The 26,320-nt window shown below is 53.3% G+C and carries 20 protein-coding genes; 3 read left to right on the top strand and 17 right to left on the bottom strand.

What is annotated here, in order from left to right:
* Positions 1-19 precede the first annotated feature (19 nt).
* The 16 genes from ACFQ88_RS22010 to ACFQ88_RS21935 all read right to left on the bottom strand — a co-directional run bounded on the left by ACFQ88_RS22010 (position 20) and on the right by ACFQ88_RS21935 (position 22,051).
* The gene (locus tag ACFQ88_RS22010) at positions 20-1,372 is read right to left on the bottom strand and encodes a TrkH family potassium uptake protein (protein WP_239632284.1); all 1,353 of its coding nucleotides are present in this window, start codon (positions 1,370-1,372) and stop codon (positions 20-22) included.
* Between the two features lie 183 nt (positions 1,373-1,555).
* A complete protein-coding gene (locus ACFQ88_RS22005; protein ID WP_379456713.1) occupies positions 1,556-4,663 on the bottom strand; it encodes an FIMAH domain-containing protein in 3,108 nt (1,035 codons plus the stop codon).
* A 65-nt stretch (positions 4,664-4,728) separates the two neighbouring features.
* Positions 4,729-5,523 carry a M55 family metallopeptidase gene (locus ACFQ88_RS22000; protein WP_379456711.1) on the bottom strand — a complete coding sequence of 265 codons (795 nt, stop codon included), beginning with the start codon at positions 5,521-5,523 and terminating at the stop codon, positions 4,729-4,731.
* Between the two features lie 51 nt (positions 5,524-5,574).
* On the bottom strand, positions 5,575-6,891 hold the full coding sequence (locus ACFQ88_RS21995) for an ABC transporter substrate-binding protein (RefSeq protein WP_379456709.1): 1,317 nt from the start codon (positions 6,889-6,891) through the stop codon (positions 5,575-5,577).
* A 179-nt stretch (positions 6,892-7,070) separates the two neighbouring features.
* Entirely contained in the window at positions 7,071-7,988 is a 918-nt protein-coding gene (locus ACFQ88_RS21990; protein ID WP_379456707.1) for a Gfo/Idh/MocA family oxidoreductase, read from the bottom strand.
* Positions 7,989-8,023: 35 nt separating this feature from the next.
* Positions 8,024-8,872, bottom strand: coding sequence for a sugar phosphate isomerase/epimerase family protein (locus ACFQ88_RS21985; RefSeq protein WP_379456705.1), 849 nt, complete (start codon positions 8,870-8,872; stop codon positions 8,024-8,026).
* A 39-nt stretch (positions 8,873-8,911) separates the two neighbouring features.
* On the bottom strand, positions 8,912-9,991 hold the full coding sequence (locus ACFQ88_RS21980) for a Gfo/Idh/MocA family protein (RefSeq protein ID WP_379456703.1): 1,080 nt from the start codon (positions 9,989-9,991) through the stop codon (positions 8,912-8,914).
* A 115-nt stretch (positions 9,992-10,106) separates the two neighbouring features.
* Complete coding sequence (locus tag ACFQ88_RS21975; RefSeq protein WP_379456701.1) at positions 10,107-12,194, bottom strand: NHL repeat-containing protein; 2,088 nt, start codon at positions 12,192-12,194, stop codon at positions 10,107-10,109.
* 76 nt (positions 12,195-12,270) lie between these two features.
* Positions 12,271-13,281 carry a zinc-dependent alcohol dehydrogenase gene (locus ACFQ88_RS21970; protein WP_239632260.1) on the bottom strand — a complete coding sequence of 337 codons (1,011 nt, stop codon included), beginning with the start codon at positions 13,279-13,281 and terminating at the stop codon, positions 12,271-12,273.
* Positions 13,282-13,534: 253 nt separating this feature from the next.
* A complete protein-coding gene (locus ACFQ88_RS21965) occupies positions 13,535-14,941 on the bottom strand; it encodes an extracellular solute-binding protein (protein ID WP_379456694.1) in 1,407 nt (468 codons plus the stop codon).
* A gap of 163 nt (positions 14,942-15,104) precedes the next feature.
* Positions 15,105-15,890: a DeoR/GlpR family DNA-binding transcription regulator gene (locus ACFQ88_RS21960; protein ID WP_239632247.1), complete on the bottom strand. Its 786-nt coding sequence runs from the start codon at positions 15,888-15,890 to the stop codon at positions 15,105-15,107.
* Positions 15,891-15,980: 90 nt separating this feature from the next.
* Positions 15,981-17,093 carry a 2-aminoethylphosphonate--pyruvate transaminase gene (gene phnW / locus ACFQ88_RS21955; protein ID WP_379456692.1) on the bottom strand — a complete coding sequence of 371 codons (1,113 nt, stop codon included), beginning with the start codon at positions 17,091-17,093 and terminating at the stop codon, positions 15,981-15,983.
* Entirely contained in the window at positions 17,093-17,893 is an 801-nt protein-coding gene (gene phnX, locus ACFQ88_RS21950; protein WP_239632245.1) for a phosphonoacetaldehyde hydrolase, read from the bottom strand. Before phnX ends, phnW begins: the two co-directional genes overlap by 1 nt.
* Positions 17,894-17,906: 13 nt before the next feature.
* Entirely contained in the window at positions 17,907-19,616 is a 1,710-nt protein-coding gene (locus tag ACFQ88_RS21945; protein ID WP_379456690.1) for a putative 2-aminoethylphosphonate ABC transporter permease subunit, read from the bottom strand.
* Positions 19,617-19,629: 13 nt separating this feature from the next.
* Complete coding sequence (locus tag ACFQ88_RS21940; protein ID WP_239632240.1) at positions 19,630-20,664, bottom strand: putative 2-aminoethylphosphonate ABC transporter ATP-binding protein; 1,035 nt, start codon at positions 20,662-20,664, stop codon at positions 19,630-19,632.
* Positions 20,665-20,944: 280 nt separating this feature from the next.
* Entirely contained in the window at positions 20,945-22,051 is a 1,107-nt protein-coding gene (locus ACFQ88_RS21935; protein WP_239632237.1) for a putative 2-aminoethylphosphonate ABC transporter substrate-binding protein, read from the bottom strand.
* A gap of 252 nt (positions 22,052-22,303) precedes the next feature.
* Between ACFQ88_RS21935 and ACFQ88_RS21930 the strand changes: the two genes are divergently transcribed.
* The 3 genes from ACFQ88_RS21930 (at position 22,304) to tatC (ending at position 25,110) form a co-directional block, all read left to right on the top strand.
* The gene (locus ACFQ88_RS21930; protein WP_239632235.1) at positions 22,304-23,977 is read left to right on the top strand and encodes a PhoX family protein; all 1,674 of its coding nucleotides are present in this window, start codon (positions 22,304-22,306) and stop codon (positions 23,975-23,977) included.
* A gap of 16 nt (positions 23,978-23,993) precedes the next feature.
* The gene (gene tatA, locus ACFQ88_RS21925) at positions 23,994-24,287 is read left to right on the top strand and encodes a twin-arginine translocase TatA/TatE family subunit (protein WP_239632232.1); all 294 of its coding nucleotides are present in this window, start codon (positions 23,994-23,996) and stop codon (positions 24,285-24,287) included.
* Between the two features lie 100 nt (positions 24,288-24,387).
* Positions 24,388-25,110 (top strand): twin-arginine translocase subunit TatC, encoded by a 723-nt coding sequence (tatC, locus tag ACFQ88_RS21920; RefSeq protein WP_239635291.1) that lies wholly within the window; start codon positions 24,388-24,390, stop codon positions 25,108-25,110.
* Between the two features lie 100 nt (positions 25,111-25,210).
* On the opposite strand, the gene ACFQ88_RS21915 is transcribed toward tatC, so the two are convergent.
* Positions 25,211-26,311, bottom strand: coding sequence for a GerAB/ArcD/ProY family transporter (locus ACFQ88_RS21915; RefSeq protein ID WP_239632230.1), 1,101 nt, complete (start codon positions 26,309-26,311; stop codon positions 25,211-25,213).
* Positions 26,312-26,320: the final 9 nt, after the last annotated feature.

Genomic DNA, 26,320 nt, shown 5'->3' with positions numbered 1-26,320 from the left:
ATGCCTTGCATCCCCCCGTTTACCCGATAATCAGCTTCTCCTCCGGATAATGCAGATCCGCCTTCGCTTTCCCCGAAGAAAACGCCGTTAAGAACAGTGTCATCCCGATCCTTCCTATATACATGAGAACAATTAGCGTGATTTTGCTCACTATCGATAAGTCTGCCGTGATGCCTGTAGATAAGCCGCACGTGCCGAACGCCGAGCAAATTTCGAATATAACAGCCGTCAGGCTGAACCGGTGGGATTCCGCCAACAGAACGACGAAGATTCCGCCTGTGACGAGAATTAGGCCGGTAATGAAGAATATAAAGCTTTTCATCATATCCTCATTGCGCACCGAGCGCCCGAACGCCTGGATCTCCATTCTGCCGCGCATAAAGGTAATGATCATCAGCACGATAATCGCTACCGTGGTCGTCCGCACCCCTCCGCCCATGCTGGAAGGACTGGCCCCGATAAACATGAGCAGCGAGATTAGCAGCTGGCTGGCATCCGTCATATCCGCAGGATTCAATGTCGACAGCCCTGCGCTTCGCGATGTCACCGACATGAACAGTGAATTCATGCCTTGCTCGTACCATGGCATGCCGGCAAAATAATGCGAGCCCTCCGTAATCCATATGCCCGCCGCACCGGCAAAAAGCAGAATCGCAAACGTGGTTGTCGTGATCTTGGTATACAGCGTGAACCGAAACCGCTTATGGCCGCCGAAAAGATATTCGCGAATTTCCGCAATGACCGGAAAACCGATCGCTCCGAGCACGATGAGGATCATGGTCAAGCCCTGCACGAACACATCGCCGGAGAAATCGATAAGCGAGTTGCCGAACAGGTCGAAGCCTGCATTCGTATAGGAAGAGACGGAATGAAACAATCCGTGATACATAGCGGTATACAGCGAGTCAAAGTAGCCGGTAAAGTAAAAATAGAGCCCGAACAGCAGGGCGCCGACTCCCTCGAACAGCAGCGTCATCCCGATGATCAGCTTCATCAGCTGGACCATTCCCGACAATTGATACCGGTTCTGATCGATCATCATCATTTTCCGCTGGGACAGTCCGATCGGTTTGCCGAACAAAATCCAGTAGAAGCTGCCCATGGTCATTACCCCTATGCCGCCCAGCTGGAAGGCGATCATGAGCACGACGGTGCCGAAACCGCTGAACGTCTCTGCGGTACTGATAGTTGTAAGACCGGTCACGCTCACGGCACTTGCGGAAATGAACAATGCGTCGGTAAAAGACAGCTTCACCCCTTTCTCGAGACTGATGGGCAATAGCAGCAATACGGTAACGACGAAAATAATAATGAAATAAGCGATAACGATGGTTTGTACCGCCGACGGTTGTTTGATCTTCTTTTGCAGCATGTTGTCTCCTGTTTGGATCATCCGGTGAAGGATATTTATCTATAAATCATTCGTCACTTTATCATAAGGAAAAGGCTGGAATGAATCAAGTTTTCACGGTCGTTTTGCCAAAAAAGAGAAAGCTGACCCTATATTTCAAGGAGTCAGCTCCATCTTAAGAGCATATTTCATTTTCCCCATTCGTCACTTCATTCGCCATGCCGCGATGAGCCACCGGGCATCGGCTGCAAGAATTTCCCGCGACGAGGGAGCAGCCTGATCTGCCATGGCCGGTTTTTCCATATGCTTCAGGAAATCCTCCAAATGCTTGGCGGCTTTATCCTGCTCGGCTTTATCCAGAAAATGCTTCGATTGCTTCAACGAATTCGTAAGCTGGCTGGCCAGAGGCTGCTGAAGCTCTCCTGCCTGAACGAATGCAGTCAACTCATTCTCCAGCGTGTACACGCTGGACGTTACACTCATCGTGACCCGGTTTGTTTCGACGGAAATTCCATCCATCACTACCTTCGACCATACTTGTGCCGTACCGGGATTTTTCGCGGTCAGCTTCCCGTTCTCGAAGCTCACTACATCAGGGTTATCGCTGAAATATTGGGGATCTCTGCGTTCGAGCTTCGGAATCGTGCGCCCTTTATCCAGCAGCCCGGTTATAGCCGCATCCGCCGTTTGATTGCGCGTCAGGCTGGCTGCCGAGACGTCCAGCTGAGCCCCGATCGGCCGGGCGATCAATCCCGGGATGGTAACCTTGAGCAAATCCGCATCCTCGGTCAAGTAAAAATGACCGAAGTCGTCCTGAGCCAGCCGGTTGTTTTTGCCGGCATTGCGGATGACCTGCTTCTGCTTCGTTACTCCATCGATAACGAAAAACTGGCTGGCCTGCACGCCGTACACATTGCCGTCGGTGCCGATTTCAAATTGGGCATCGCGCCAAACCGCAGCGCTGCTGTACGAGCGCGAGACCAAATTTTGCCTGTGAACGACCTGTCTCGTTACCGGATCGAAGATGAACAAGTCGCCTTCCGCCGATCCCCAAATCATGCCGTCCGGTCCGACAATCAGCTCGGTAATCCCTTTTTTGCCCGGCACCGGTACCGTTTCGAACACCTTTTCCTTCTTCTCGATATCCCAAATAAACAGCTTGGCTTCCGTCTCCGTAGGGTTGATTCCGAGACCTCCCCATACGTTCGAGCCGCCGTAAATCAAACCGTCCTTATAGGTTACAGCCGTGACGCTCTGCTGGTTGATCACATTCCAGTACACTTCCCGCTCCCGCGTCTCGAGATCGTAGATGACAAGCGCCCCGCCAAGGAAGCCGTATTTCGGGATCGTGCCGATAACGAGCTTTCCTTCCTCCGGCATAACGACGCCTGCCAATCCGCGGTCCTGATTCCCGACATCCGAGGCGGTGAATATATATTTCGGATTCGGATGATTCGGATCCTGACGGTTCCAAAGCAGCGACTGATCGTACTCGTACACCCTCATGCCGGTATAGGCGACGTAATAAATTTTGTCCTTATAGCTGTAGATCCGGTCGGTTTGCGTGCCGGGTACCGTCTGCTCGACTCCTACCGTCTGCCTGGAGTACTCTTGCCGGTTTCCGGTCACAGGATCATACATGGCGTTGCCGCCCGATAAAAAAGCGCTCGTATGGATAACGCCATCGTTCGCTTTGGCTGCAGTATGAAGTCCGCTCGGTTCTCCGTCGATAGGAAGCAGCTCGTTTTTGATTTTCCCCGTCTGCGGATTGTACTTGAACAGTCTGCCTTCCATGATGCCGACGAGCGAATTGCCGGGAAACTGCGGATCGCTCAGCCGGGCGAACGCAAGGCCGTTGGCGTCGATCAGCGTATCGACAGGAAGCAGCGTATACTGTTTCGTCCCGAAATCGTAATAGCCGAGATCGGAGGAGGCGGTAAAATAAACCTTGTTCTCGTCGGGAGACTTCGGCGAAATCAATCGTGAGGTGATCGCGGCATCGCTCTCATCGAATTGGCCGGTCTGCAAATCCATGGCGACCGTCGCTCCCGGAGACAGCCTCATGAACAGCTTATCCTCAACGACGCTCATATCCCAAACAAACTGGGCTGAAGCATATTTGGCGGGAAGCTGAATTTCCGTTTTCTGGCCGGTATCCCTGTCGTACCGGATCAAATGGGCATGAGAGCCGATCCCGATATATGTATCGTTCCTCAGACCGTCGTAAGCTACGGAATAAGCGTAAAATTCCTCGGGCGTCGCCCCGCCCAGGTTGGTCACTACGCCTGTCGGGATATGAAACTCGAAAAACTCGTTTTTGTTATAGGAGCCGCCTATAAGCACCCCTTCCGGGCCGTTTTTCAAATCGAACACGGAGGAGCCGGGCAATTTTTTCACAAAATGCACTTCGTCTTCACCCGGTATGTATTTAAACAAATTCGTCGGCGTACCTGCCATGTAAACGGTACCGTCAGGTTGAACGGCAAGTCCTCTCAGATGCTCGCCCGTATAGGTTGTGCTCCCGATTTTGTCCTCCACGGCGATTTGCTTCAGCACGGATCCCGAATCGACATCAATGACCAGCAGCTTGGCCGGGATGCCTGACAGCGTGGCGTAAGCTATTGTTCTGCCCGACGGTTCCGTATGGAAGATCGCTCGGGAAATGTTGATATTATGTACGAACGGCCCCAGATTGGTCAGCTCGTAAGGAATGGTCACTACCTGCTCGATACTGAAGTTCAGATCGTCCACGACCGTCGATCCTTTCGCTGCATTTTGGGTGTAAATGAGCACTTTGGCGTAAGCCGCCCCTGCAGGCGCATTGGCTTCGACGGTAAACTCGCTCCATGCAGCCGATGGCGTTAAGGTCACATATTTGTTGCTGAGTGAGCCGCTGACAACATCGTCTCCCGCATTTTTGTACGTGCGGATGCCCACATACACGGTTCCCGTCGTATTCGTCGCCTTGAACCGCAATTTCAAGATATTGCCGGGGGCTACATCGATCGGATCGCTATAGGTAACTGCGGCGCTTTGAGTCGAATCGTCCGTCACGATGAGGCTGTTCGCTCCCTCCGCGCTCAGAGTGCCGGTCACCTCCGCTCGGATCCCCGGATTGCTCCGGTATAGCTTCCAGCCGGGGATAGGCTCGCTCTCGTCGCCAGGCGCTTCAAAACCCGGATTGATCAAAAGATTCCCCGTCGCACTCTGATTCAGAGTGCTTGCCGTCATGGTACCTGGCCATACGACCGCTGAGAGAAGAACCGAAAACAACATTAAACGTATCCAAACCTTCCACTGTCGTACACTCATGCGAGTATTCCCTCATCTCTTATAGGATCACTGCACAATAATGAATTTCCGTCCTCTCCTTGACCTTACATGCCCCGGCCGAGAACGCGGATCAAATCGTCGTCTTGAAACAGCACCTCGTATCCGTTCAGCTTCACCGAACGGTCCCCGTCGCCGCCTTTGCGCTCGGCAATATCCGTGCTGGCATACCGCACAACGAGCTCGTACGGCCCTTCAATAACATAAGGCTTGCAGCGGTCCCGCTGCAAAATGGCCTTTTGAACGGCTTCTCGCAGCTCCTGCCGAACCTGCTGCGGCGCTTTCATCAAGGCAGCGTGCCGGCCGACCGCGCGCTTCGTTTCATATACGGCCACGCCATCGAGCGTCGCCTCCGCCTCACGGCATGTCGCGTCATCGCCTGTAACGAGAAGGACAGGGACTCCGTGACGCCCGAACAAGTGCGCATCAATCGCGATTTCGCCGACAAGCTTGCCGTTCAGCTTCAAGTACTGATACGACGCGGATGAAAAAGTATGGTCGCGGACCGCTCTCTCCGTCCCGGCCATACCGTGGTAGCCGATCAGGAAGGCTCCGTCGAACGTGAAGTCCAGACCCGGGAACCGTTCGGGCAGCCTTGTGGCCCCTATACAATAGGTTGCTCCCGGGTGGAGCAGATCCGGTACGAAGTTGAAGCCGGATGCGTGCGCGTCCTTCACGATTATCTCCGTCGCGCCGGCTTCGAGCAGCGCTTCGACGACCGAGTTCGTTTCCCGGGTCAGCAGCTGACGGCTCTCCTGATAAAAGTAGTCCCCCCGCTTCAGCTGCTCAGGCAGCGCAATCCCGGCGATCCCTTCCATATCTACGCTTACATAGATTTTCATAAGGTAACCTCCCTGTCAGGTGGCCTTCCGGCCAGATAGATGCTCAGCTGGTTACTTTGAATCGGTGTCAATGATCTTTTGCAGCCGCTCCGCCGCCTCGCGCAGAGCCGTATTGACATCAGTCCCGGTCAGATAAGCCTCGAGCGCCGCATAATTTTCTTTATCCGCTGCACTTTGCTGCTTGGACTTTATCGTCGCCGGTGCATACTTCTCCGGGAGGAACGCTTTCGTATTCCGGCTTTCCAGGAACGGGTTGCCTTTGCCGTAGCTGCCGTTCAGCGACGGATCCTTCAATGCGGAGAAGCCCATGCCGTTCTCCAGCTTCCACTTCTGATATTCGGGCGCCGCCAAATATTCAATGACCTTAAACGCCGCTTCCTTATCCTTGCTCAAGCTGGTCAAATAAGCGTATTGCGTAGTGGCCTGAGGACCTACCCCCGGCTTTTCGGTTAAATACGGGAGAGGCACGACGTCCCAGTTCAGCCCGGAGTCCTCGGCCGGGGCGCCGCTCAAAGAAGCATACATCGCCGCCGTTTTCGTCTTGCCCCAAGCATCCGTTTGTGAAGCGAGAGCGTACTTGTTGTCCGGAAGCTCATTGCCGGGAATCTGGTAAAAACGGGCCAAATTCAAGAACGCTTTCCTGAAATTTTCGTCTGTCATGACAACTTTATTCGTCTTGGCGTCCACATTGGCGGCGGAATGCTGGTTCATATACAAGAGATGCTGAAAGGACATAACGAGGCCTTTGTATTGCACCCCGCCTTCGCTGCGCGTCATTGTCCGGGCCAGCTCATAGACCTGGTCCCAGGTCATGCCGGCTTTTGGGTAGGGAACCCCGAATTTATCGAAAATATCGCGATTATACATCAAGCTCGCGGAATTGATGCCGAACGGAAGCCCCCAGATGCCTCCGTTCGCTATTGCGCGCTGCAGCTCGATGGTTGATGGCTCGAATTGCGTTAAATCCGTTTTGTTCTGCTTAATCAGGTCGGTAAGATCGTATTGAAGATTATAGGGTGTAATGAAGATAGGAGTGAAAGCGTCCGAGGTAATAATGATGTCGACCACGCTTCCTGCCGTGATCAGTCCGGGAAGCGTCTGGCTGTTCGTTTGCATAATGTACTTGATCGTATAATTCGGGAACCTCTCCCGGATCTTGTTGCCGTATCTTTGATTGAACGTATCTTCCGTAATGTTGTTGGATGTTAGATAAAACGTAATTTCCGCCTTGCGGTCCTCCACCTTGGTCTTGGCTTCCTCGGGTGAAGTGCCGGTCCCCTCCTTTGCCCCTCCTCCTACGCCGCCGTTACATGCGGCAGTAAGCATCAGCGCTGCCGTCGAGACCAGTGCAAGCCATTGCTTTTTCATTCAAAACCCTCCTTAAAGATAAATTCCATAACAGGAACAAATGCCATAGCAAGCAGGGTGAAAGGCATTGCGTTTCAATACGCATTCTTGTAACAGCTTGGAGTCACCGGGTCAGTGTACGCCGACTCTATGCGATTTGTCAGACGGGTTCAGGAGGTACGGGTACGTGTTCGGTTACCCTACACCCGAACGGCTGCGCCGTTGGCCCGGCTTGCGTTAGCCGCTTCGATAAACCGGATGATTTCCACGGTTTCCGCCATGGAGACGTCGGGAATGCCGGTCTGAAACATGCCGATGATCCGCTCCAGCAAACTCGCGTAATACGGCTTCGGATTCGCGTAAACGTCGATGAATTCCGAGCCTTTGCTGCGATGAAGGACCGCTCCGAACTTGTTGTTGCCCTTGCGGTTGCCGCGCACCGTGCCGAGCCTGCCGTCCTTCCACAGCGCGGTAATGATATCGTGGTCCTCGTTGGACTTGACCGTAACCTCGGCACAGCCCGGACCGAGAAGCGCATACAGCATTTCGATCGAATGGATGCCGTACCAGAAATAACCGGGCTGTGTCTCCTGCAGAGCCATCGGGCCGTAAGTATCGGCACCTATGATCTCGCCCTGCTCTTGATGGGCCAGAGCAGCCTGCAGCCCTTCCGCATAGCGCAATGCGGAGCTGCTCATTACCGTTATGCCGTTCGCCTCCGCAATGGCGGCGATTTCCTGCGCCTCGTCCGCACGGACGGTCAACGGCTTATCGATAAAGACCGGCTTGCGGAACGGTGCGACCGCACGGAACTGCTGCAGATGGACGCGGCCGTCCACCGACTCCAGCATAATGGCGTCGCATGCTTCCGCCACAGCCTCGGGCGAATCGAGAATTTGCACGCCGAACTCGTCGCGCAATTGGGCGGTATAGCCGTCCACCCTGGTATGGCTCAGCTCAAAATCCGGCGACCCTCCCGGAAATGCGGCCGTAACCGCTCCTCCCGGAACATGGAACGGCTGACCGGGATCGTTAAGCAGCTTGGCGAAATGAACGACATGCGATGTATCCAGACCTATCAGACCAATTGATATTGGCCGGGATGACGAAGATTTCAATGAATATCACTCCTTATAATTCATCCTTAGCATCTTTATTTCAGCACGGCTCTCAAGCCTTCCAGCGTCATGGCCGTGCCATCCTTGGCGGTTCCCCCTTCGGGGATATAGTGCGTCTCCAGCGTATACAGCCCTTGGTAGCCGTCGGCTTCCAGAGCACGGATCTGCTCGCTAATAGGCACGTTTCCCCTGCCGATCGGCACACAGCCCGGCGCACCGCCTTCGCGGATTACGGCATCCTTTAAGTGGACGTGGTCAAGCACATCCTTCACCTCACGATAGCCGTCCGGGTAGGCGAAACGCCCTCCGTAGACTTCGTTGCCCGGATCCCACAGCACCTTCATATAAACGCTGTCCACAGCGCGGACAAGTCCGGCCACCTCATCGGCATAGCCACCGTTGCAAGCAGGCTCATTTTCCAGCAGCAGCACGATTTGCTCCCGCTCCGCAGCCTCGGCCGCCGCCTTAAGCTTGCTCACAATCTCCGCCCGGTGCAAGGATGGCTTCGCCTCCCGCCAGAAGGAGAAAATGCGGATTCGGTGCGTGCCGAGCCGCTTGGCGATCCCGATGGCCCGCTCCAGCTTCGCGAAGTGCGCTTGGACGCTCTGCTCCTCTTGTCCGAACGTATCGCCGGCAGCTGCCGGTCTTGTCGGATCAAGGCTGCACTTGAACACCGGCGAAGCCAGGCACGACACGAACAGCCCGCGTGCCTCCGTCTCGCGCCTCACCCCGTCTGCCTCTTCGTCGCTAAGCTCCATCACATTCCGGCCGCCGATCATGCGGATCTCGACATGCTTCAAGCCGTTGGCGGCGGCCCAGTCCAGCGCTTCGCCCAAATGCTGAGACACTTCATCCGTTATTACGCCTAACCGGTCCCAAATCATGCGTTCCACCTCCCGAAGTATCCTCATGTCATTCCATCGTTACTTGCCGTATACATGCGGATTTTGACGACGGCACTCCTCCATGACGGCCATTTGCTGACGCACCTGCTGAGGCGTAATCTCAAGCGGAGCGCCGTCAACGATCGTTCGGTACAGCATCATGTACAGCTGCTCCGTCATATGCTCGAACAAGGTTGTGCCTTCCGGCAGCGCCAGCTCCCAACGGTCCGTGTGCCAGGTAAGCTCCTCTTTGCAGTAGGCGGGCAGCCCTTTCGCATCAAACAACGGCTCGTGCTGCAGCTTCTGCTCCGGCGCCTCCTCCGGCTTGAAATATTTCCACTCCAGCTTGCTGCCGCTGCCGCGAAGCCCTCCGTTCGTGCCTTGAACAATGAACGTATCGCGGGGAAACGCGCTGCAGGAGGAAATTTCGAGATCGATAGTCGGTCTACCTTGTCCCCTCAGGATCAACTTGACGTAATCCTCCGCATCGCCGAACGTATTTGCCCGGTCCATAATGCACGTAATTTGCGGCATGATATCGGTGCCGAACAGCTGCAGCGCCTGATCGACCGGGTGCGGGCCCGTATTCATCAAATTGCCCCCATTATTGCTTTGCAGCGTCTGCCAATCCCATCGGCGCGCGAAGCCGTTGTTGGTGAAGTCAACCTGCACGATCCGTCCCAGCACGCCGGACTCGATCACCTTGCGGATCTGCACAAATGCCGGCATATAGCGGGATTGCTGAAAGACAGCCAGCAAAGCGCCTCGGCGCTCCGAAGCTTCGATTAGCCGGTCGACCTCCGCCTCGGTTTTGGCTAGCGGCTTCTCGCATAGCACATTCAAGCCTTGTTCCAGCAGCTCCAAAGTGATCGGAAAATGCTGATGACTGGGCGATGCATTAACGACCAAATCCAGCTCCTCATTCCTTGCCATTTCCTCCCAGGAAGGGTAGGCACTGCAGCCGTATTCCGCCTTGGCCAGCTCCTGCCGCTCCGGCAGCGAATCCGCCACCGCCGCAATCCGGTAATAACCGGGTATTTTGGCAAGCAGGTTGCCGTGAATATTGCGGCCGCTTCTCCCTTGCCCGATAATCCCGACGTTGATCACTTTCGTACTCATAGAAACTCCACCTCTCCATGATTTTGCTTGCGCTGCGAATGCGGGCTGCTGCCTGATAATCGCAACGGCAAAGTGTAACAGCACAGCACCATATTCCGGCAACTTACGAGCACTTTCAATCCCCTGGCTTTCGAACAAGCCCTGGAATGGAAATCCTCAGCAAATCGGCCCCCTCGGTTAAATAGAAGTGTCCGAAGCGGTCCAGGGACAACCAGTTCCGCTTGCCTCCGCTCCGGATGACCTTCATCTCCTTGGTCTTGGCATCAATAACGAAAAACAAGTTCGCTTGAACGCCATACACATTGCCGTCCGTGCCGACTGCGAACTGGGTATCGCGCCATACCGTGCTGGAATAGCGGCGCGGCATAAGCTGCTTCGTATACACTACCTGACGAGCCGCAGGATCGAAGATGAACAAACAGCCTTCGGCCGAGCCCCACAGATTTCCGTCCGGCCCCTCAATCAGCTCCGTAATAGCCCGGGTACCCGGGACCGGGGTGATTTCGAATATTTTTTGCTTCGCGGCCGCATCCCATATGAATAGCTTCGCTTCCTCGGCAGAGGGATGAACGCCAAGTCCTCCCCAAACGCAAGAGCCTCCGTAGATGAGCCCGTTCTTGTACGCCACAGCGGTTACGCTCTGCTGCTCCACTATGTTCCAGTAAACCTCCCGCCGGTCGGATGTCAGATCGTATATGACCAGTGCGCCGCCCAAATGCCCGTATTTCGGAACGGTGCCGATAACGAGTCTGCCGTCCTGTAACATCATCCCCGCGAGCCCCCGGTCCTGATAGCCGATATCCGATGCGGTGAAAAGCAGCCTCGGGTTGGGAGAGGCAGAGTCCAGCCGGTCCCAAGGAATGCTCGGATCGTATTCGTATACGTTCATTCCCGTGTAGTTGACGAAATACAGCTTCTTGTTGAATTCGTAGATCCGGTCGGTTTGCGATCCCGGCAGCTGCTGCCCGTCTCCCATCGTTTCGTTGGTGAATTCCTTCGTCATTCCGGCTTCCGGGTCATGCAGCGCGATTCCGCCGGACAAGTAGCCGCTTGTATACACGTAACCGCCGCTTGTCGCCTTCACGGTCTGCAGCTCCGTAGGAACGCCGGCAACCTCAAGGTTGACAACCTTCGAATGTCCCGTTGACGGGTTATACTTAAACAGCCTCCCCTCCCGAGTCACCCCGATTAACGTGTCGCCCGGGTAGGCGGGATCCGTCAGCCGGAAGAATGTAAACCCATTCGCATTCCCTCCGGTCTGCACATCCAATACAACATACTCTCTGGAATTCATATCGTAATACCCTAATCGGGAATCGCAGGTATAGTAAATCCGTTCCCCGGAAGGAGATTCCGGCGACATGAACCGCGAGGTAACCGATCCCTCCGTCTCATCGAATAATTGCGTGTTGAGGTCCATCGCAATCGTCGTACCGGATGACAACCGGATAAACAGCTTGCCGCCCGCAGCGGTCAGGTCAAATACAAAAGGATTCCCTTGAAACCGCTCCGGCAAAGCAATTTCCGTCATCCGCTTCGTATCGCGGTCGTATTTCACGAGATGAGCATGTGCGCCTATGCCGAAATAAGCGTCATTGCGGTCACGGTCGTATGCGACGGAGTATGCGTAAGACTCACCCGGTAAAACGGATCCCAGACATACCGTATCCCCGGTTGCCGTATAGAATTCGAAGGCTTCGCTCTTGCTGTAGGTTCCGCCGATGAGAACTCCTTGCGGACCGCTCTTCATGTCAAACACCTGCTGGCCCGGCACCTTGCCGACATAGTCCACATGCCGGTTTCCGGGCACGTATTTGAATAGATGGCTTGGCGTTCCCGCTATGTACACCGTTCCGTCCGGCTGCGCCGCTAGGCCGCGGACAATAGTGCATTCGCGCACCGTGCCGCCCATGTCCGCTTCAATCGGGATCCGGGCAACCAGCTTCTCTTCGGCAACGTCAATGACGAGCAGGATTGCCGGTATCCCGACCATGGCGGAGTACGCGAACAGCCGGCCTGAGGCGTCATGGCCGAATACGCACCGGTGCGTGTTGACGGTATGCACCTGCGGCCCCAAGTTCGTCAGCTCATACTCGACGCTTTCCTCACTTGCGGCTAACGTTTCCGGAACGGCTTCCGGAAGAGCTTCCCTGTCGTTCGAACCGTTCATATCGTCGGCTTCACCGTCCTTTCGAGCTTGCATGATAGACAACGTCAAATTGTAATCGCTTTCACAAATGATACAAACGATAAACTTTGCTTCATCCGCGCTGCCTTCCTTACGAACCGCTCGAATAAGAGATTACGGCTCCCAGCACATCCGCCGGATTGTTCTTGTACTTCTCATATACTTTCCAGGCATCTCCAATCGCTACCTGATCCGTAATCAGCCGGCTGACGTCGATTCGCCGTTCGGTAAGCAAACGAATATACTCCGCCAAATTTCGTTCCTCCGTCCATCGTACATACCCCGGCGGATAATCGTATCCGTCTCTTTCGTACAACGGATCGTACCTGCCGGGTCCTCCGGCCCGGGAAATCAGCACTTGCGCTTCCTTATGGAACATCTTGCTGCGAGTGAACTCCATATGCATATCGCCGACGATGAGGATTTTGCCGCGGTCGCGAATCCAGCCGAAGCTTTCATCCATTAGCTGCATCTGACGTCCGGCAGCGCAATGAATGACGCAATCCGCGCCTAGACCCGATGTGGCCGCGGCAGCTTCCTTCGCAATATCGTCCACGCTGCTGCAAACCCGAATCCCTTCTATTCCCGCCAGCGCCTCCCTCCGCTCCGGCAGCAAATCGCAGGCAATCACCTTCAGACAAGCGGCGTGGGCGATTCTGGCAATGATCTGGCCCAAGATCCCCAGTCCGATAATGACAACGGACTCGCCGAACCTCAAATCCGCCTGCCTTAGCGCATGGATGGCGATAGCTCCCAACCCGGCCGTTGACGCATCCAGTAAAGATACCGTATCCGGAACGGGTACGACCAGATGCTTCGGTACCAGTAAATACTCCGCATGCTTCACGTAAGGCCCTCCGTAGCAGGCCACCTGCTGGCCCTCCCGGATGCCCTCCACCTCCGCTCCGACCTTCACTGCGATTCCCGCTGCGCTGTAGCCGAGCGAAGCCTGCTGCTCTGGCATACGTCGAATCGCGGTCAGCTCCGTTCCCGGACTAATGGCGGAATAGACGGATTTCACGAGCACGAATCTGCTCTGCAGCACCGGTAAAGGCTCATCCGCCACCTTCACATTCCCTCTATGATTGACGATTGCCTTCATAAGGATCCATAACTCCTCGCCTGTAGAATTAGGGTAGAGATTTCACTACGATGACTTATTTGTAATTTATATCTAGATTATAAATCGTCATTTTAAACCCTGTCAACGATAATTAACTCAAATTCTAATTTATTTCTACAATATAAAAAGGATGCAACCGGAAACCATCCGAATCCGCCGTGGACGGAGAGCCGTGATTCCAGTATGCATCCTGTTAACCCTGCACCGTCCGATACTCCATTGGAGCAAATGGTCAGGCCTGTTCTTCATTCAACGCTTCTTCAATATTCCGGCAGGTCGCCTGAATGTTCTGCAGCTTGGACCAGTACAGCTTCGCTTCGCGCAAGACGATGCCGAGCTGCTTCGAATCCAGACTTAGATCGTTAAGCAGTCTGTAGGTCGGAACGATTTCCCGGAACATATTGTACCGGGAAGGTCTGTACAAGCTCTCTTCCCCTCTCCATTCCACCGCGTTTTTGTCCGCCGGAATGCTTAGCGTATTTTGCCTCATCATGCTCTGGGAGGAATGAGACTGCAAAAAGTTGACCAGCTGCCGCGCCGCTTCCTTGACCTTGGATTTCCGGCTGACTGCCAGTCCGATCACCACGAGCAGAGTCCTGGCTTCATACAGGTAGGGCAGCGGTGCTATGTCGTAATCGAACGTTGCTCCCTTGAGCTCATTAAGCCCGAAATACGTCGTCATGATCATGGAGACTTTGCCGTTCAGGAACAGCTCCTCCGCATCCGCATTGCTGGCCGACAGCATGGTGGGGAATACGTCCGGCATATAAATGATTTTGCGGCACATTTCCAGACTGTCCGCCAGCCTGCTGCCGTACACCTCGTAGTTTCCTTGCCCGTTGCGCTCAAAGGACATTCCGCTCTGAAGCGGAAACAGGGGCCAGCGGTTGTTCGAGAGCAGATGAAAGTAAAATCCGAACCGTTCGTTCTCTACCGCCAGCTTCCCGGCATGCTCCAGCAGATCGTCCCACGTCCACCCGCTGTAAGGCTCCGACAGCCCCCGATCCTCGAAGTGCTCCTTGTTATAACACAGAATAACCGGCGAAAACGAGAACGGCTGAACGAGAAGCTCCCCTTCATGGGTGAACGCTTGCGAGAGAAACGGATACACGCCGGGATTCGGTTGGCAAGGCTCCAGCAAATTGACGTTGCTGTTCTCGATAAACTCCCGGAAGCTCCCTTGATTGATCGTAAATACATCGAGCAAATCGGCATCCACATACTCCTTTACCGAGTTGCGGAAATTTGTCGCCGGAATTTCAACAGGCTGGACCCGTATATGCGGATATTTCTCGTGAAATTCGGATATCATTGCGGCTAAGCCCGTTTCCTCATTGGTGCTCGGATGATAGCCGAAGCGGACTACCGTCTTCTTGTCCTGCGTGCTGGAGGCAACCCGGTTGCCTACTTTGGGGATTTTCTCGATCAGCCCTTCCTCGACAAGAATGTCCAATGCTTTGCGCACCGATTTGTTGCTAAGATGAAACTGCTTCGTTAAATCGAGCTCCGAAGGCAGAAATTCTCCGACCGCTCTTTTGCCCGATAAGATTTCCTCCCGCAGTATATTGGCCATTTCGTCCAGCCTGATTCGAAATGTCTTGCGGCTTGCCTTTCCTTCTACGGAATTCCGTTCCGACATGCTCTGCCTTCACCTCTAATTTCTATCTATGTGATATCAGCTTATCATACTTGAGGAATCCGCTCCAATAAAAACAAAGGAATTCCGCAGCCGTTACGGCCGGGAATTCCTTTATCCGTGAGTTTGCTCCTTGCAGGCAGCAGGTATCGCTGCCGCTTAAGGCTTATTCCGCGTGAATCCAGACAACGTCCTTATCCGCCAAATACGACTCCCATTCCTTAGGAGCCTTCACATCGCTAATGATGATGTCGATCTCCCTCAAATCCGCCAATTTATAAAATTGCACGTTGCCGAATTTGGAATGGTCTGTCAGCACAATGGTTTGCTTGGACTGCTCCATCAGCTTCTGGGCCAGCTGTCCCCGCTCCGCGTCGAAGCCGGTAATTCCTTTGCCCATCATAATGCCGTCAATTGTAATAAAGGTTTTGTCCGCATAGAACGATGCAGCCATTTTCTCCGCTATCGATCCGGTCGTCCGGAAATGTACCGTATCGACTTTGCCGCCGATAAAATAAATTTCGCCCGAGAACAGTTCCTTGTTCTTGTATTCGATCAGCGCAGACAGGGCAGCGATGGATATCGTCATGACGGTCAAATTTTTCTTATTTTGCAAATAAGGGATCATCTGCAGCGTTGTCGTTCCATCGTCGATGAAGACGACGTCATTATCCTCGACAAGCGTTGCGGCAGCCCGTCCGATGCGGCGCTTCTCTTCGGCGCGCGTCACCTCGCGTTTGAAATGCGATGCTTCCTCGCGGTCGAGATTGTACTTGATCGCGCCGCCGTACACACGCTTCAGCTTGTTCTCTTCCTCAAGCTCCTCCAGATACCTGCGAATCGTTTCCGAGGAAACCTTCAGACGCTCGACCAAATCTCCGGTTTTCACCTTGCCTTCAAGATTGAGCAAATTAAGAATATAATCTTTCCGTTCCTCTCCGACTAATGACACTGGAATCATGCCTCCGTAGAAATAAGATCAACTTAGTGCAATTATACCATTCGCCGCAAAAATTGATAGATGTCGACAAGCAAATCGCGTCTAGCTCCAGAAGCGGTTTCTTTCGATTGCATTCAGCAGCCGCTCCATATCGCTTGCATGAACGTCGCCGATGTTGCCGATTCTAAACGTCATGGCCGATGTAATTTTGCCTGGATACAGGACGAAGCCTTCCTGCTTGATCCGTTGATAGAACGTGTCGAACGAAAATGCCGGGCTGTCCGGATAGTAAAACGAGGTGATAATCGGCGATTGAAGCTCCGACGGAAGCAGGGTGCGGAAGCCGAGCCGCTCCATTCCTTCCACAAGCAGCCGATGATTGTTCTCGTAACGCTGCTGACGCTTTACGATGCCGCCCTCGGCCGCAAGCTCCTGCATCGCCTGATAAAACGCGTGAACGACATGAGTCGGCGAAGTAAAGCGCCATTTCCCGTTTTGCCGCTCCATCGTATCCCATTGGTCGAACAAGTCGAGGGATAACGAACGGGCGCGTCCATTGCACTTCTCAAGCTCCTCACGCTTGGCGATAATAAAGCCGAAGCCCGGCACACCCTGGATGCACTTGTTGCTGCTGCTGATCAGGAAATCGATTTGCAGCTCCGCCACATCCATCTCGATCCCTCCAAAAGTACTCATGGCATCGACGATGTACGTCTTGCCATACCGCTTGGCTACCTCGCCGATCTCGCGGATCGGATTCAGCATGCCGGTTGTTGTCTCCCCGTGCACCACCGCAACGTGGGTAATCGCCTCGTCCTGCTTCAGCAGCGCCTCAAGCTGAGCGGCGTCCGCTTGCGTCGTTTCGCCGAAATCAAGCACGGTCAGGGCGACATTGAGCACCCCCGCCATTTGAGCGATCCGTGCTCCATAGGCTCCATTGACGAGAACGGCCAGCTTGCCGTCCGCCGGGATGACCGAGCCGATAACCGATTCGACACAGAAGCTGCCGCTTCCTTGCATCAGCACGCTGGTGTAATCGCCTGCTTGTGCCGTCGCCAGAGCTACGAGCTCCGAGCGGATTTGCTGGACCAGGCCGTTATATTCCTGGTCCCAGGTGCACCAGTCCGTCAGCATCGCTTCTTTGACGGTCGACGTCGTGGTGAGCGGTCCCGGAGTGAGCAGCAAGTAGTGGTTTTGTTTGGTCATCGTAGTCATTATGGTCGATCTCCTTTAGCCAGTCGGTCGTTGATTTGCTCGATTACTTGATCCAGGTCGCCGATCGTTTCAATGACATAATGCGCGCCTGCATCCAGATAACGCTGCTTGATCTCTTCCAGCTTCGCCGCCAATTCGGCGCTGTCCCCGGCCTGCACTTCCGCTTCGGTCATGCCGAGCTCGTTGCTTCCCTTCAAAATACCGACGCTCCAGGCTCCGGCATTGATGCCTTCGCGAACGTCGCTGATCGTGTCTCCCGCCTTCACCACGTGCTTCATCGGGTACAGGTCGAGACGAATGGCATTTTCGTAGCACATCCAAGGATACGGGCGGCCTGCCGGCACTTCATCCGGAGTGACGAGGCAATCCGGCGAATAGCCGTTCTTCTTCGCTTCCTCGGCCACGATCATCATCATTTCCATCGTATAGCCCGTCGTGGAGCCGACCTTGATCCCTTGCTGACGAAGTCTGCTTACGAGCTCGACCGCCCCGGGAATCGGCTTGGCGTAATCTCTCAGTACGGAGAACAGCAGCTGCTCGAAATCCGCATACATCTCGTCCAGATCCGCATCGTTGATCGGACGCCCGTACTTCTCCTGCCATTGGCGCGCAACGTTATCCATTTCGCCGATAGCTTGCATATGATCTCGTTTGAGCATTCCCATCGGCTTTCTTGCTTCTTCCGCCGTAACTGCAATGCCTTTATTTTCATAGGCTTTGATAAATGCCGCAAGCGGCGCAAAGCATCCGTAATCGATTGTCGTTCCTGCCCAGTCCAAAATAACGCCTTGAATTTTCATGTTCATGATCTCCTTATTTTTGGGTTTGCCAAGCATCGGTTTTTTTTCTGACCTTGTGTACTACCAGTTCATAGATAGCCCGGATGATAATGTTCGTCAGCACAATCAGGCTCGACATCGCGGCAGCGGCAGCCACATCCCCCGCGTCGTCCATATTCACAATGGATACGGCGGCCAGGTTAAAATCCGCCGACCGAAGAAACACGACAGCCGATACGGTAACCATGGAGTTGACGAAGAAGTACATCGCAATCTCCAAAATGACCGGCAGCGACATCGGAACCGTTACCCGGAAAAACGTCTTGTAAAACGGTACTCTCATCGATTCCGAGACGAGCTCGAATTCTTTGTCCAGCTTCTTGAGCGAAGTTGTGGCCGAAATAAAAGGAACCGAGTAGAAGTGAACCACATTGGCCAAAACAATGATCGCCATCGTGCCGTACATGACATTCAGCGGATTGTCCGGGTCGTTGAAGAAGAATATATAGGCGAGACCGATGACCATGCCAGGCAGCGCAAGCGGCAGGATGGAAAGGAAGTAGCCGACTTGGCGCAAGCCGTTCAACTGTCTCGTTTTCTCAATCAGGTAAGCAAAGGCGAACGTGATGACCGTTCCGATAATGGCTGTAAGAAAAGCTACTTTCAAGCTGTTGTAAAACGGCTCCAGACCGGATGCGGCCACTCTGGAAAAATCGTAATGCTTCAGAGACAGACTAATCTCGTAAGGCCAAACTTTCACCAAAGATGCGAATACCGTCGTGAGTAGCGGAATGAATATGGCAATCGCGCACAGCCAGCAGATGACCGTGTACACGATGTCCCGCATGCGCCCTTGCCCGATACGGTAAGGCGTCGATTTGGCGGACAGCATCATCTTTTGCTTCCGGTCGACGAACCGGTCGACGGCGAAGGCAATGAACGCCGGGATGGTGAGCAAAATCCCTACGGTCGCTCCCATCGAGAAGTTTTGCTGCCCGATGACTTGCTTGTAAATATCCGTCGCCAGTACGTTGAACTGGCCTCCGACGGCTTGCGGCGCTCCGAAATCGGTGAAGCTCGCCGTGAAGCAGACGAAGATGGCGCTGATCAAGCCGTATTTCACCGACGGCAGCGTGACCGTCATGAACTTCCGAGCCTTGCCCGCCCCGAGCGTCTCGGCCGCTTCGTACAACCGGTAATCGGTCATGGCTAAGGCGGCGGCGAAGATCATGAACGCCTGCGGGAACAAATAGATAACCTCGGAAATGATGATGCCGACCGGCCCGTACAAAGGAATTTTGATACCCGGCAGGGTACCGAAAAATCCGGTTGTAACAAGACCCTGATTGCCGAACAAATACGTCAGCGCAATCCCGTGCATCATGGTCGGAGCGAACAGCGGCAGCATCGCCGCGTATTTGAAAAAGCTTTTGCCGCGGATCCCCGTTCTGGTAATCCCGTACGCATACAAAAAGGCGAGAGTCGCTGCAATGGCGGTCGAGATGACGGAGATAAACACCGTGTTGCCGAGCGACCTGGAAAGGGACGGCGTAGAAAAGTAGTTCATGAAATTGGCTATGCCGACAAAGGCGTCACTGCGGTCCACGAACGCTTTGGCGAACAGGGTGCACAGCGGGACCAGGATGCCGATCAACAGCGAGAACACAAGTAACGCGATGAGCAGGCTTTGTACCGACTGCCCGGAATTCCATTTTTGTCTTATAGCTCGAATAGCTGCTGTCATAGCAAGTGCTCCTTTATACGCTCACCAGCGCTTCGTTTGGAAACGAGATGAACTTTTCTTCCGGCAGTTCCAGCGTCACCGCAGTATTTTTGGCAAGCTTCAATTGATGCGTTACATGGGCCGATACGTCAACCGTAACAAGCTGCGATTCCCAAGGAACCATCTGCAGTGTGACGCGGTAAAACGGGCCGCGGAATTCGATATGCTTTACAATCGCCGGAATTCCGTTAATGGACCCTTGGGAAGCCAAGCGGATATGCTCGGGACGAACCGCCAACGGCTGCCCACCGTCCACGCGCACCCCTGCGCCGTTGTTGTTGTTGAAGAAATTAATCGCACCGATGAAATCGGCGACGAACGGGGAGCTCGGCTGCTCGTATACTTCCTGCGGAGAACCGATTTGCATCACCTCGGCATTTTTCATGACAACGATCCGGTCGGCCATCGTCAATGCTTCCTCCTGATCATGCGTGACCATGATGGTTGTAATGCCGAGCTTCTCCTGCAGCTCCCGGATCTCGGTACGAAGCTTCTCGCGGACCTTGGCGTCGAGCGCTGACAGCGGCTCGTCCAGAAGTAGGAAGTCGGGAGACAGAACGATCGCGCGGGCTAGCGCAATTCTTTGCTGCTGCCCTCCGGACAGCTGTGCCGGATACTGGTTGCGTGCGTGCTCCAGATCGACCAGCGCCAGAGCCTCGCGCACTTTCTCGTCGATCTCGCGCTTCGACAGCTTTTTCCCCTGCAGGCCGTAAGCTACATTTTGATAAGCGGTCAAATTGGGAAACAGCGCATACGATTGGAACACCATGCCGAAATTGCGCTTCGAGGGCGGCAGCTGAGTAATATCCTTGCCTCCTACCGTAATGCTTCCTTCCGTTGGAGTTTCCAGACCGGCGACAATGCGCAATAGCGTCGTCTTGCCGCACCCGCTGGGACCGAGAAGACAAATAAACTCATTTTTCAGAATATCGATATGGATGTTATTCAGTGCTGTAAAAGATCCGAACGTTTTATGAATGCCCCTGACGGACAAATATGGCTGTGACATAAGAGCCTCCTTACCGGCTTGTTGATTTCGTTGGAATCTGTGTTTCGTTTGTACTTATAAGGTTCAGTATAAAGTACTTTTGTTATCCGACTGTTAAATGAAGGTTAATTTTATGTTATTAATTGCTTTTACTTGGTTTTAATTGTTTCTCTTTCTTCTAAATGAAATATTGAGCTTGTTAACAATCCCGAGAAATGATGCGTTCCCTTGCCTTGGCAAAAAATCGCCCAAATACAAAACATGCACGGAACCATTAGTCCCGCGCATGCCGCCATCCCTATTACTTTTTGGCTTCGCTCTTCGAATCGTAGCGCTTATTCCATTCAGCCAATACCGAATCACGATTTTTCGCGGATTCGTTCAAATCCAGCTTGATCAATTGCTTCAACGGATCCTTGTCGTAGCCTTCCGGTATAGTGTTCGTGTCGCTCTTCACAGCGAGAATCGCATAGTTTTTGCTGTATTCCTTCATGGCATCGTCGGTAATCGCCCAATCCAGGAAGTCTTTAGCGGATTGCTTGATCGTCTTCTTCTTCATTAGAGCGTTCGCTTCCAAATCCCAACCGGAGCCCTCTTTCGGGAACACGACTTCAACCGGTGCGCCGCCTTTTTTCTCCTGAATGCCGCGGTAGCCGAAGGCGATACCGATAGGGTATTCGCCGGTGCCTGCCATTTTGGCCGGCTTGGAGCCCGAATGAACATACATAGCAACGTTCTCGTGAAGCTTGTTCATGTAGTCCCACGCCTTGTCTTTACCCATCAAGGAAACGAGACCGGATACAGTCAGGAAGCCGGTACCCGAGGAAGCCGGATTAGGCATGGTGATCATTCCTTTATATTCAGGCTTGATCAGGTCCTCATAGGATTGCGGGATCGGCAGGTTTCTTTTTTCCATTTCCTTCTTATTTACGACAAACGCCGTTTCCCAGGCATCGATGCCTACCCAGCGCGTCGGGCTGTTTTTATCCTTGAAATCCGCTTGAATCTTCTCTACCCCTTTAGGAGAGTAGCCTTCCAGCATGCTGTTCTGATCGAGTACGAGCAGGCTTGTCGCAGCCAGTCCCCAAACGACGTCCGCTTGCGGGTTGTCCTTCTCGGCCAACAGCTTGGCGGTAATAACGCCAGTGGAATCGCGGACGATATTAAGTTTAATGTCCGGGTACTTTTGCTTGTACGTTTGAAGGTACGATTTGATTTGATCGTCCTCCAGCGCGGTATACACGGTCAGATCCTTGCTTTTGGTATCAACGGCAGACTCCGCCGAGGTTGGATTCGTATTGCTTGCCGCTCCGGCTTCTCCGGTTTTTGCTGCGTTCGGTGCGCTTCCGCATGCTGCGAGCGATACGGACATTACAAGTGCTGCGATCATTGCTAAAGGCCTTTTCATTCTAAATTTCCTCTCCTTCAAATCGTTGATAGCTTAACTATAATAACGATTTGTAAACTAACTATAAAATACATGTAAAGAAATTGTTTTTTTATATCTTTTGTTGTTTTTAATTTGAACTTCTCCATTCTCCTCATGAAACAGCCATGAATTTACAAAATCTCCATCTGACCTTAATATATCCCTTACATTTCAGCTATACACTGGGCTCAAGGCTACAATCAATCTATGAAAAAGGTGGACGAGCTCATAATGGAAACGATGAACAGAAGAAAGTTTCTATCTTATCTTGGAACAGGTACTGCCGCGTTGGCAGCCGCTTCTGCAGGACTCGGCTCTTTGACGGACAATAAAGCAAGCGCCGCTGCGGCCAATCACTTGTTCGGTTACCAATCGAATAAAGTGTCCGGGTTTTTCAAGCCGATTGAGCACTCCAAAGAAGACCAGCTGCTCTTACCGGAAGGCTTCCGATATGATGTTGTAGCCGCTTTTGGCGACAAAATCAATGAAGCTGGCGACACCTTCGGCTTCAACAACGACTTCACGCTGTATTTCCCGATGGAAGGCTCCAATACAAAAGGCTTGCTCTGGGTTAACCATGAATATTCCAGCGACGTATTCGTTCACGGCGCACCTGACGCCAACGGCAAATATTCGACGGAGCAAATCCAAAAAGCACTGTACAATCAAGGCGGCTCCATTATTGAAGTGTATCGCGACGCCAACGGAGTATGGAACATGGATCCGACGTCCAAATACGCTCGCCGCATCACCGGCTTGACGCCGATCAAGCTTGTAGGACCGGCAGCAGGCTCGAACGCGGTCAACGGTGCCGCTAACGTGCAAGGAACGTTCGCTAACTGCTCCGGCGGTATGACGCTGTGGAACACGGTGCTTACCTGTGAAGAGAACTTCGAGGAGCAAAGCGCACAAGCCGGCCTTGACGCTACGCACTACGGCTGGGTAGTCGAAGTCGATCCTTTCGATTCCGCATTCGAAATCCGCAAGCATACCTACTTGGGCCGCTTCAACCATGAAAATACAGCTATGGGTCTTGCCAAAGACGGGCGCATCGTAGTTTACATGGGCGACGACAAGAAGGACGCCTGTATTTATAAGTTCGTGTCCAAGGAAATGTACAACGCTTCGCTCGGACGCGCTAACTCCGCCTTGCTGGAAGACGGCACGCTGTATGCTGCCGATATGAAAAAAGGCAAATGGATCGCTTTGACGATCGAAGCCGTTCAAAAGCTGCTGAACGACGAGAAATTCAAAGTACCTTCGACCGTAAAAGGCAAAAAAGAAGAGCTGGCCGCCAAGTATCAATCCCAGGCCGACGTGCTCGTCAATACTCATGAAGCGGCGATGCTGCTGGGCGCAACGCCTACGGACCGTCCTGAGGACATCGAAATTTGTCCTTTCGACAACACGTTCTTCGTAGCTCATACGAACAACGACAATCACGGCAACATCCACGGGCACATTACCCGCTTCTTCGAGAAAGACGGAGATTTGGGCGCCCTTGATTTCGACTTTGAAATTTTCGCTGCAGGCGGACGTCAAAGCGGCTTCAGCGCTCCGGACAACTTGACCTTCGACAGCAACGGCAACCTATGGACTGTAACGGACATTTCAAGCAGCAGCATGAACAAAGGCTTGTTCACTGCATTCGGCAACAACGGAATGTACGTCATTCCGACTACAGGCCCTAACATGGGCGTAGCGATGCAGTTCGCTTCCGCTCCATTGGATGCGGAAATGACAGGTCCTTGGTTTACACCGGACGAAAGCACACTCTTCCTTGCCGTACAGCACCCGGGCGAAAATACGACGGACGCCGCCAAGCCTACCAGCATGTGGCCGCACCGTCCAGGCGACACTATGCCTCGTCCTGCCGTAGTAGCCATTACCGGATTTCAATTCTAATTAGGAGTTGACAGCTATGCCTTTCGGAAATATAGGAATTCCCGGTCTCATCCTGATTCTTATTATTGCCCTTATCATCTTCGGGCCTTCCAAGCTCCCTGAGCTTGGACGCGCCTTCGGCCGCACACTCAGCGAATTCAAGAGCGCGACCCGCGGTCTGATCAACGGAGAAGAGGACAAGGCTGACAAGGCGCCGGAGCAGACAGCAGCCGCTCAACGCCAGACGGACGCTGCTCAAGCGCAAACGCAAACGGCCGCAGCGGCGGACAACAAGCAGCCGATGGTTACAGCTGACAAAACGGCTCATTAAGCCGCTGACCCAGTAGATTTGCAAGGCTCCCGGCCGGACGGACTGTATACTAAGCCGTTTCCTCCGGGAGCTATTTCTTTTACACGGGAGACTTAAAATGATGGATGACAAAGATATGAAGCTTACGGGGCATCTGGAGGAAATGCGCAGACGGCTTATCCTTACGTTCGGCGCTTTCCTGGTCGCCCTGATCGCCGCTTTCCTGTATGCGAAGCCGATTTACGCGTGGCTCGTCCGCGATATGGACGGTATGCTCACCGTACTCGGACCGACCGACATTTTGTGGGTATACCTGATGATCTCGGGCGTGGTTGCCATTGCCGTTACGATCCCGGTTGCAGGGGGACAAATATGGGGCTTCGTGAAGCCGGCGCTGACGCCGGAGGAACAGCGGGCCACGCTCGCTTACATTCCCGCTTTGGCTGTCCTGTTCGCAGTCGGTATCTGCTTCGGCTACTTCGTGCTCTTCCCCATGGTATTGTCCTTCCTGAAGGAAATGGCCCATGGACAGGTGCAGACGCTGTATACGGCGGACAAATATTTCCGCTTCATGCTGAACCTGACGCTGCCGTTCGGACTGCTGTTCGAAATGCCGGTCGTCGTCATGTTCCTGACCAAGCTCGGCATCCTGAACCCGCTGCGCTTGTCCAAAATGCGCAAAATTTCCTACTTCATTCTCGTCGTAATCTCGATTACGATCACGCCGCCCGATTTTATTTCAGACATTTTGGTCATTGTGCCGCTGCTGATCCTGTACGAGTTCAGCATTACCTTGTCCAAATGGGTATACAAGAAGCAGCTGAATGAAGCCGTTCAAGGCTGATTCACCGCGCCGCACGAACATCCCGAACATCGTCTAAGAGCGAAATCGGGATGTTTTGTTTTACTTGGACGGCAGCTATTCAACCATCTATACATAGCCCTCAGCTCGGCTTCCGCATGCCTCTCATATAGAAAACCGCGAGCAGCAGCAGCGGTACCGCCACCGCATAGGTCAAATCCCAAAAAGGCCAATAATGCTGAAGCAGGTCGGTGTAGAAGGAGATGTTCGGGGAGATAAGCGAGGCCAGTCCAAATAGAATCAAGGCGTAAGGAAGGTCGAGAAAGCGTCTCTCCTTCAAACCTAGCAATTGGGCCGAGCCCATGACAAGTGCATATAAATACAAGGTGCATTTGAAATAGGTGGACATAATCCAAACAATGGCTAGGAGAGCCTCCAATCTTTCCAGAAAGTTGCCGATACTGATCTTCTTGGCCAGCCCATAAGCCGGATATATTTGATGAGAGGTAATATACGCGCCGAGAATCAGAATGCTGATCAAGACTACTGCAAGGATACAGACGGCGCCGATCATGGATGCTACCATAAAATCCTTTCGCATGTGACTCCCTTGCTTGACATACGGCATAAGCATCATAAACACAATCACCGTCTCCGTAAAAGGATAGACAACGGCGTAAATCGAGCCGGTCAGAACCGGCCTTACTCCATCCCCCATTATAGGCAAAAGCTTGTCCGTCTCGATTTGCGGAAGCAGCAGCACGAACAGGGCAATAAAAAAGAACGAAAACCAGGGAATCAATAATTCCCCGGCCCTGCCAATAGACTCCAGACCGCTTCTCAAGCTGAAGAACAGCACAAAAATAATCATGACATGAATTGCCCTGATAGGAGTTTCCGTCATCATCTGCGACGTGACGAAATCGCTGATTTCTCTCGTCATAGCAGACAGGTTAAACAAATAATACAACAGGAACAGCACCGACATGGTACCGCCAAGCCAGGTCCCAAGCAGGGAACGGTTCAGTTGAATGATCGTCTCGTTCGGCTTGAGTCCGATCAATCTTAAAAAAAGCCACACGACAAAAGCTCCCCCGAGCAAGCCAACAACTCCTGAAAGCCATGCGTCCTGCTTGGCAGCCGATGCCGTTATGGAAGGAAGGATCAGGATCGTATCGCCGATCGTTACGAATATGACAAGCACAGCCATCTGCTGGATGCTGATTTTTCCGTTCTCTAGCATGGGCGCTCA

The organism is Paenibacillus sp. NPDC056579, assembly GCF_042793215.1.
In the GTDB taxonomy this organism is placed as follows: domain Bacteria; phylum Bacillota; class Bacilli; order Paenibacillales; family NBRC-103111; genus Paenibacillus_S.
This window is presented reverse-complemented; position numbering and strand designations above follow the sequence as displayed.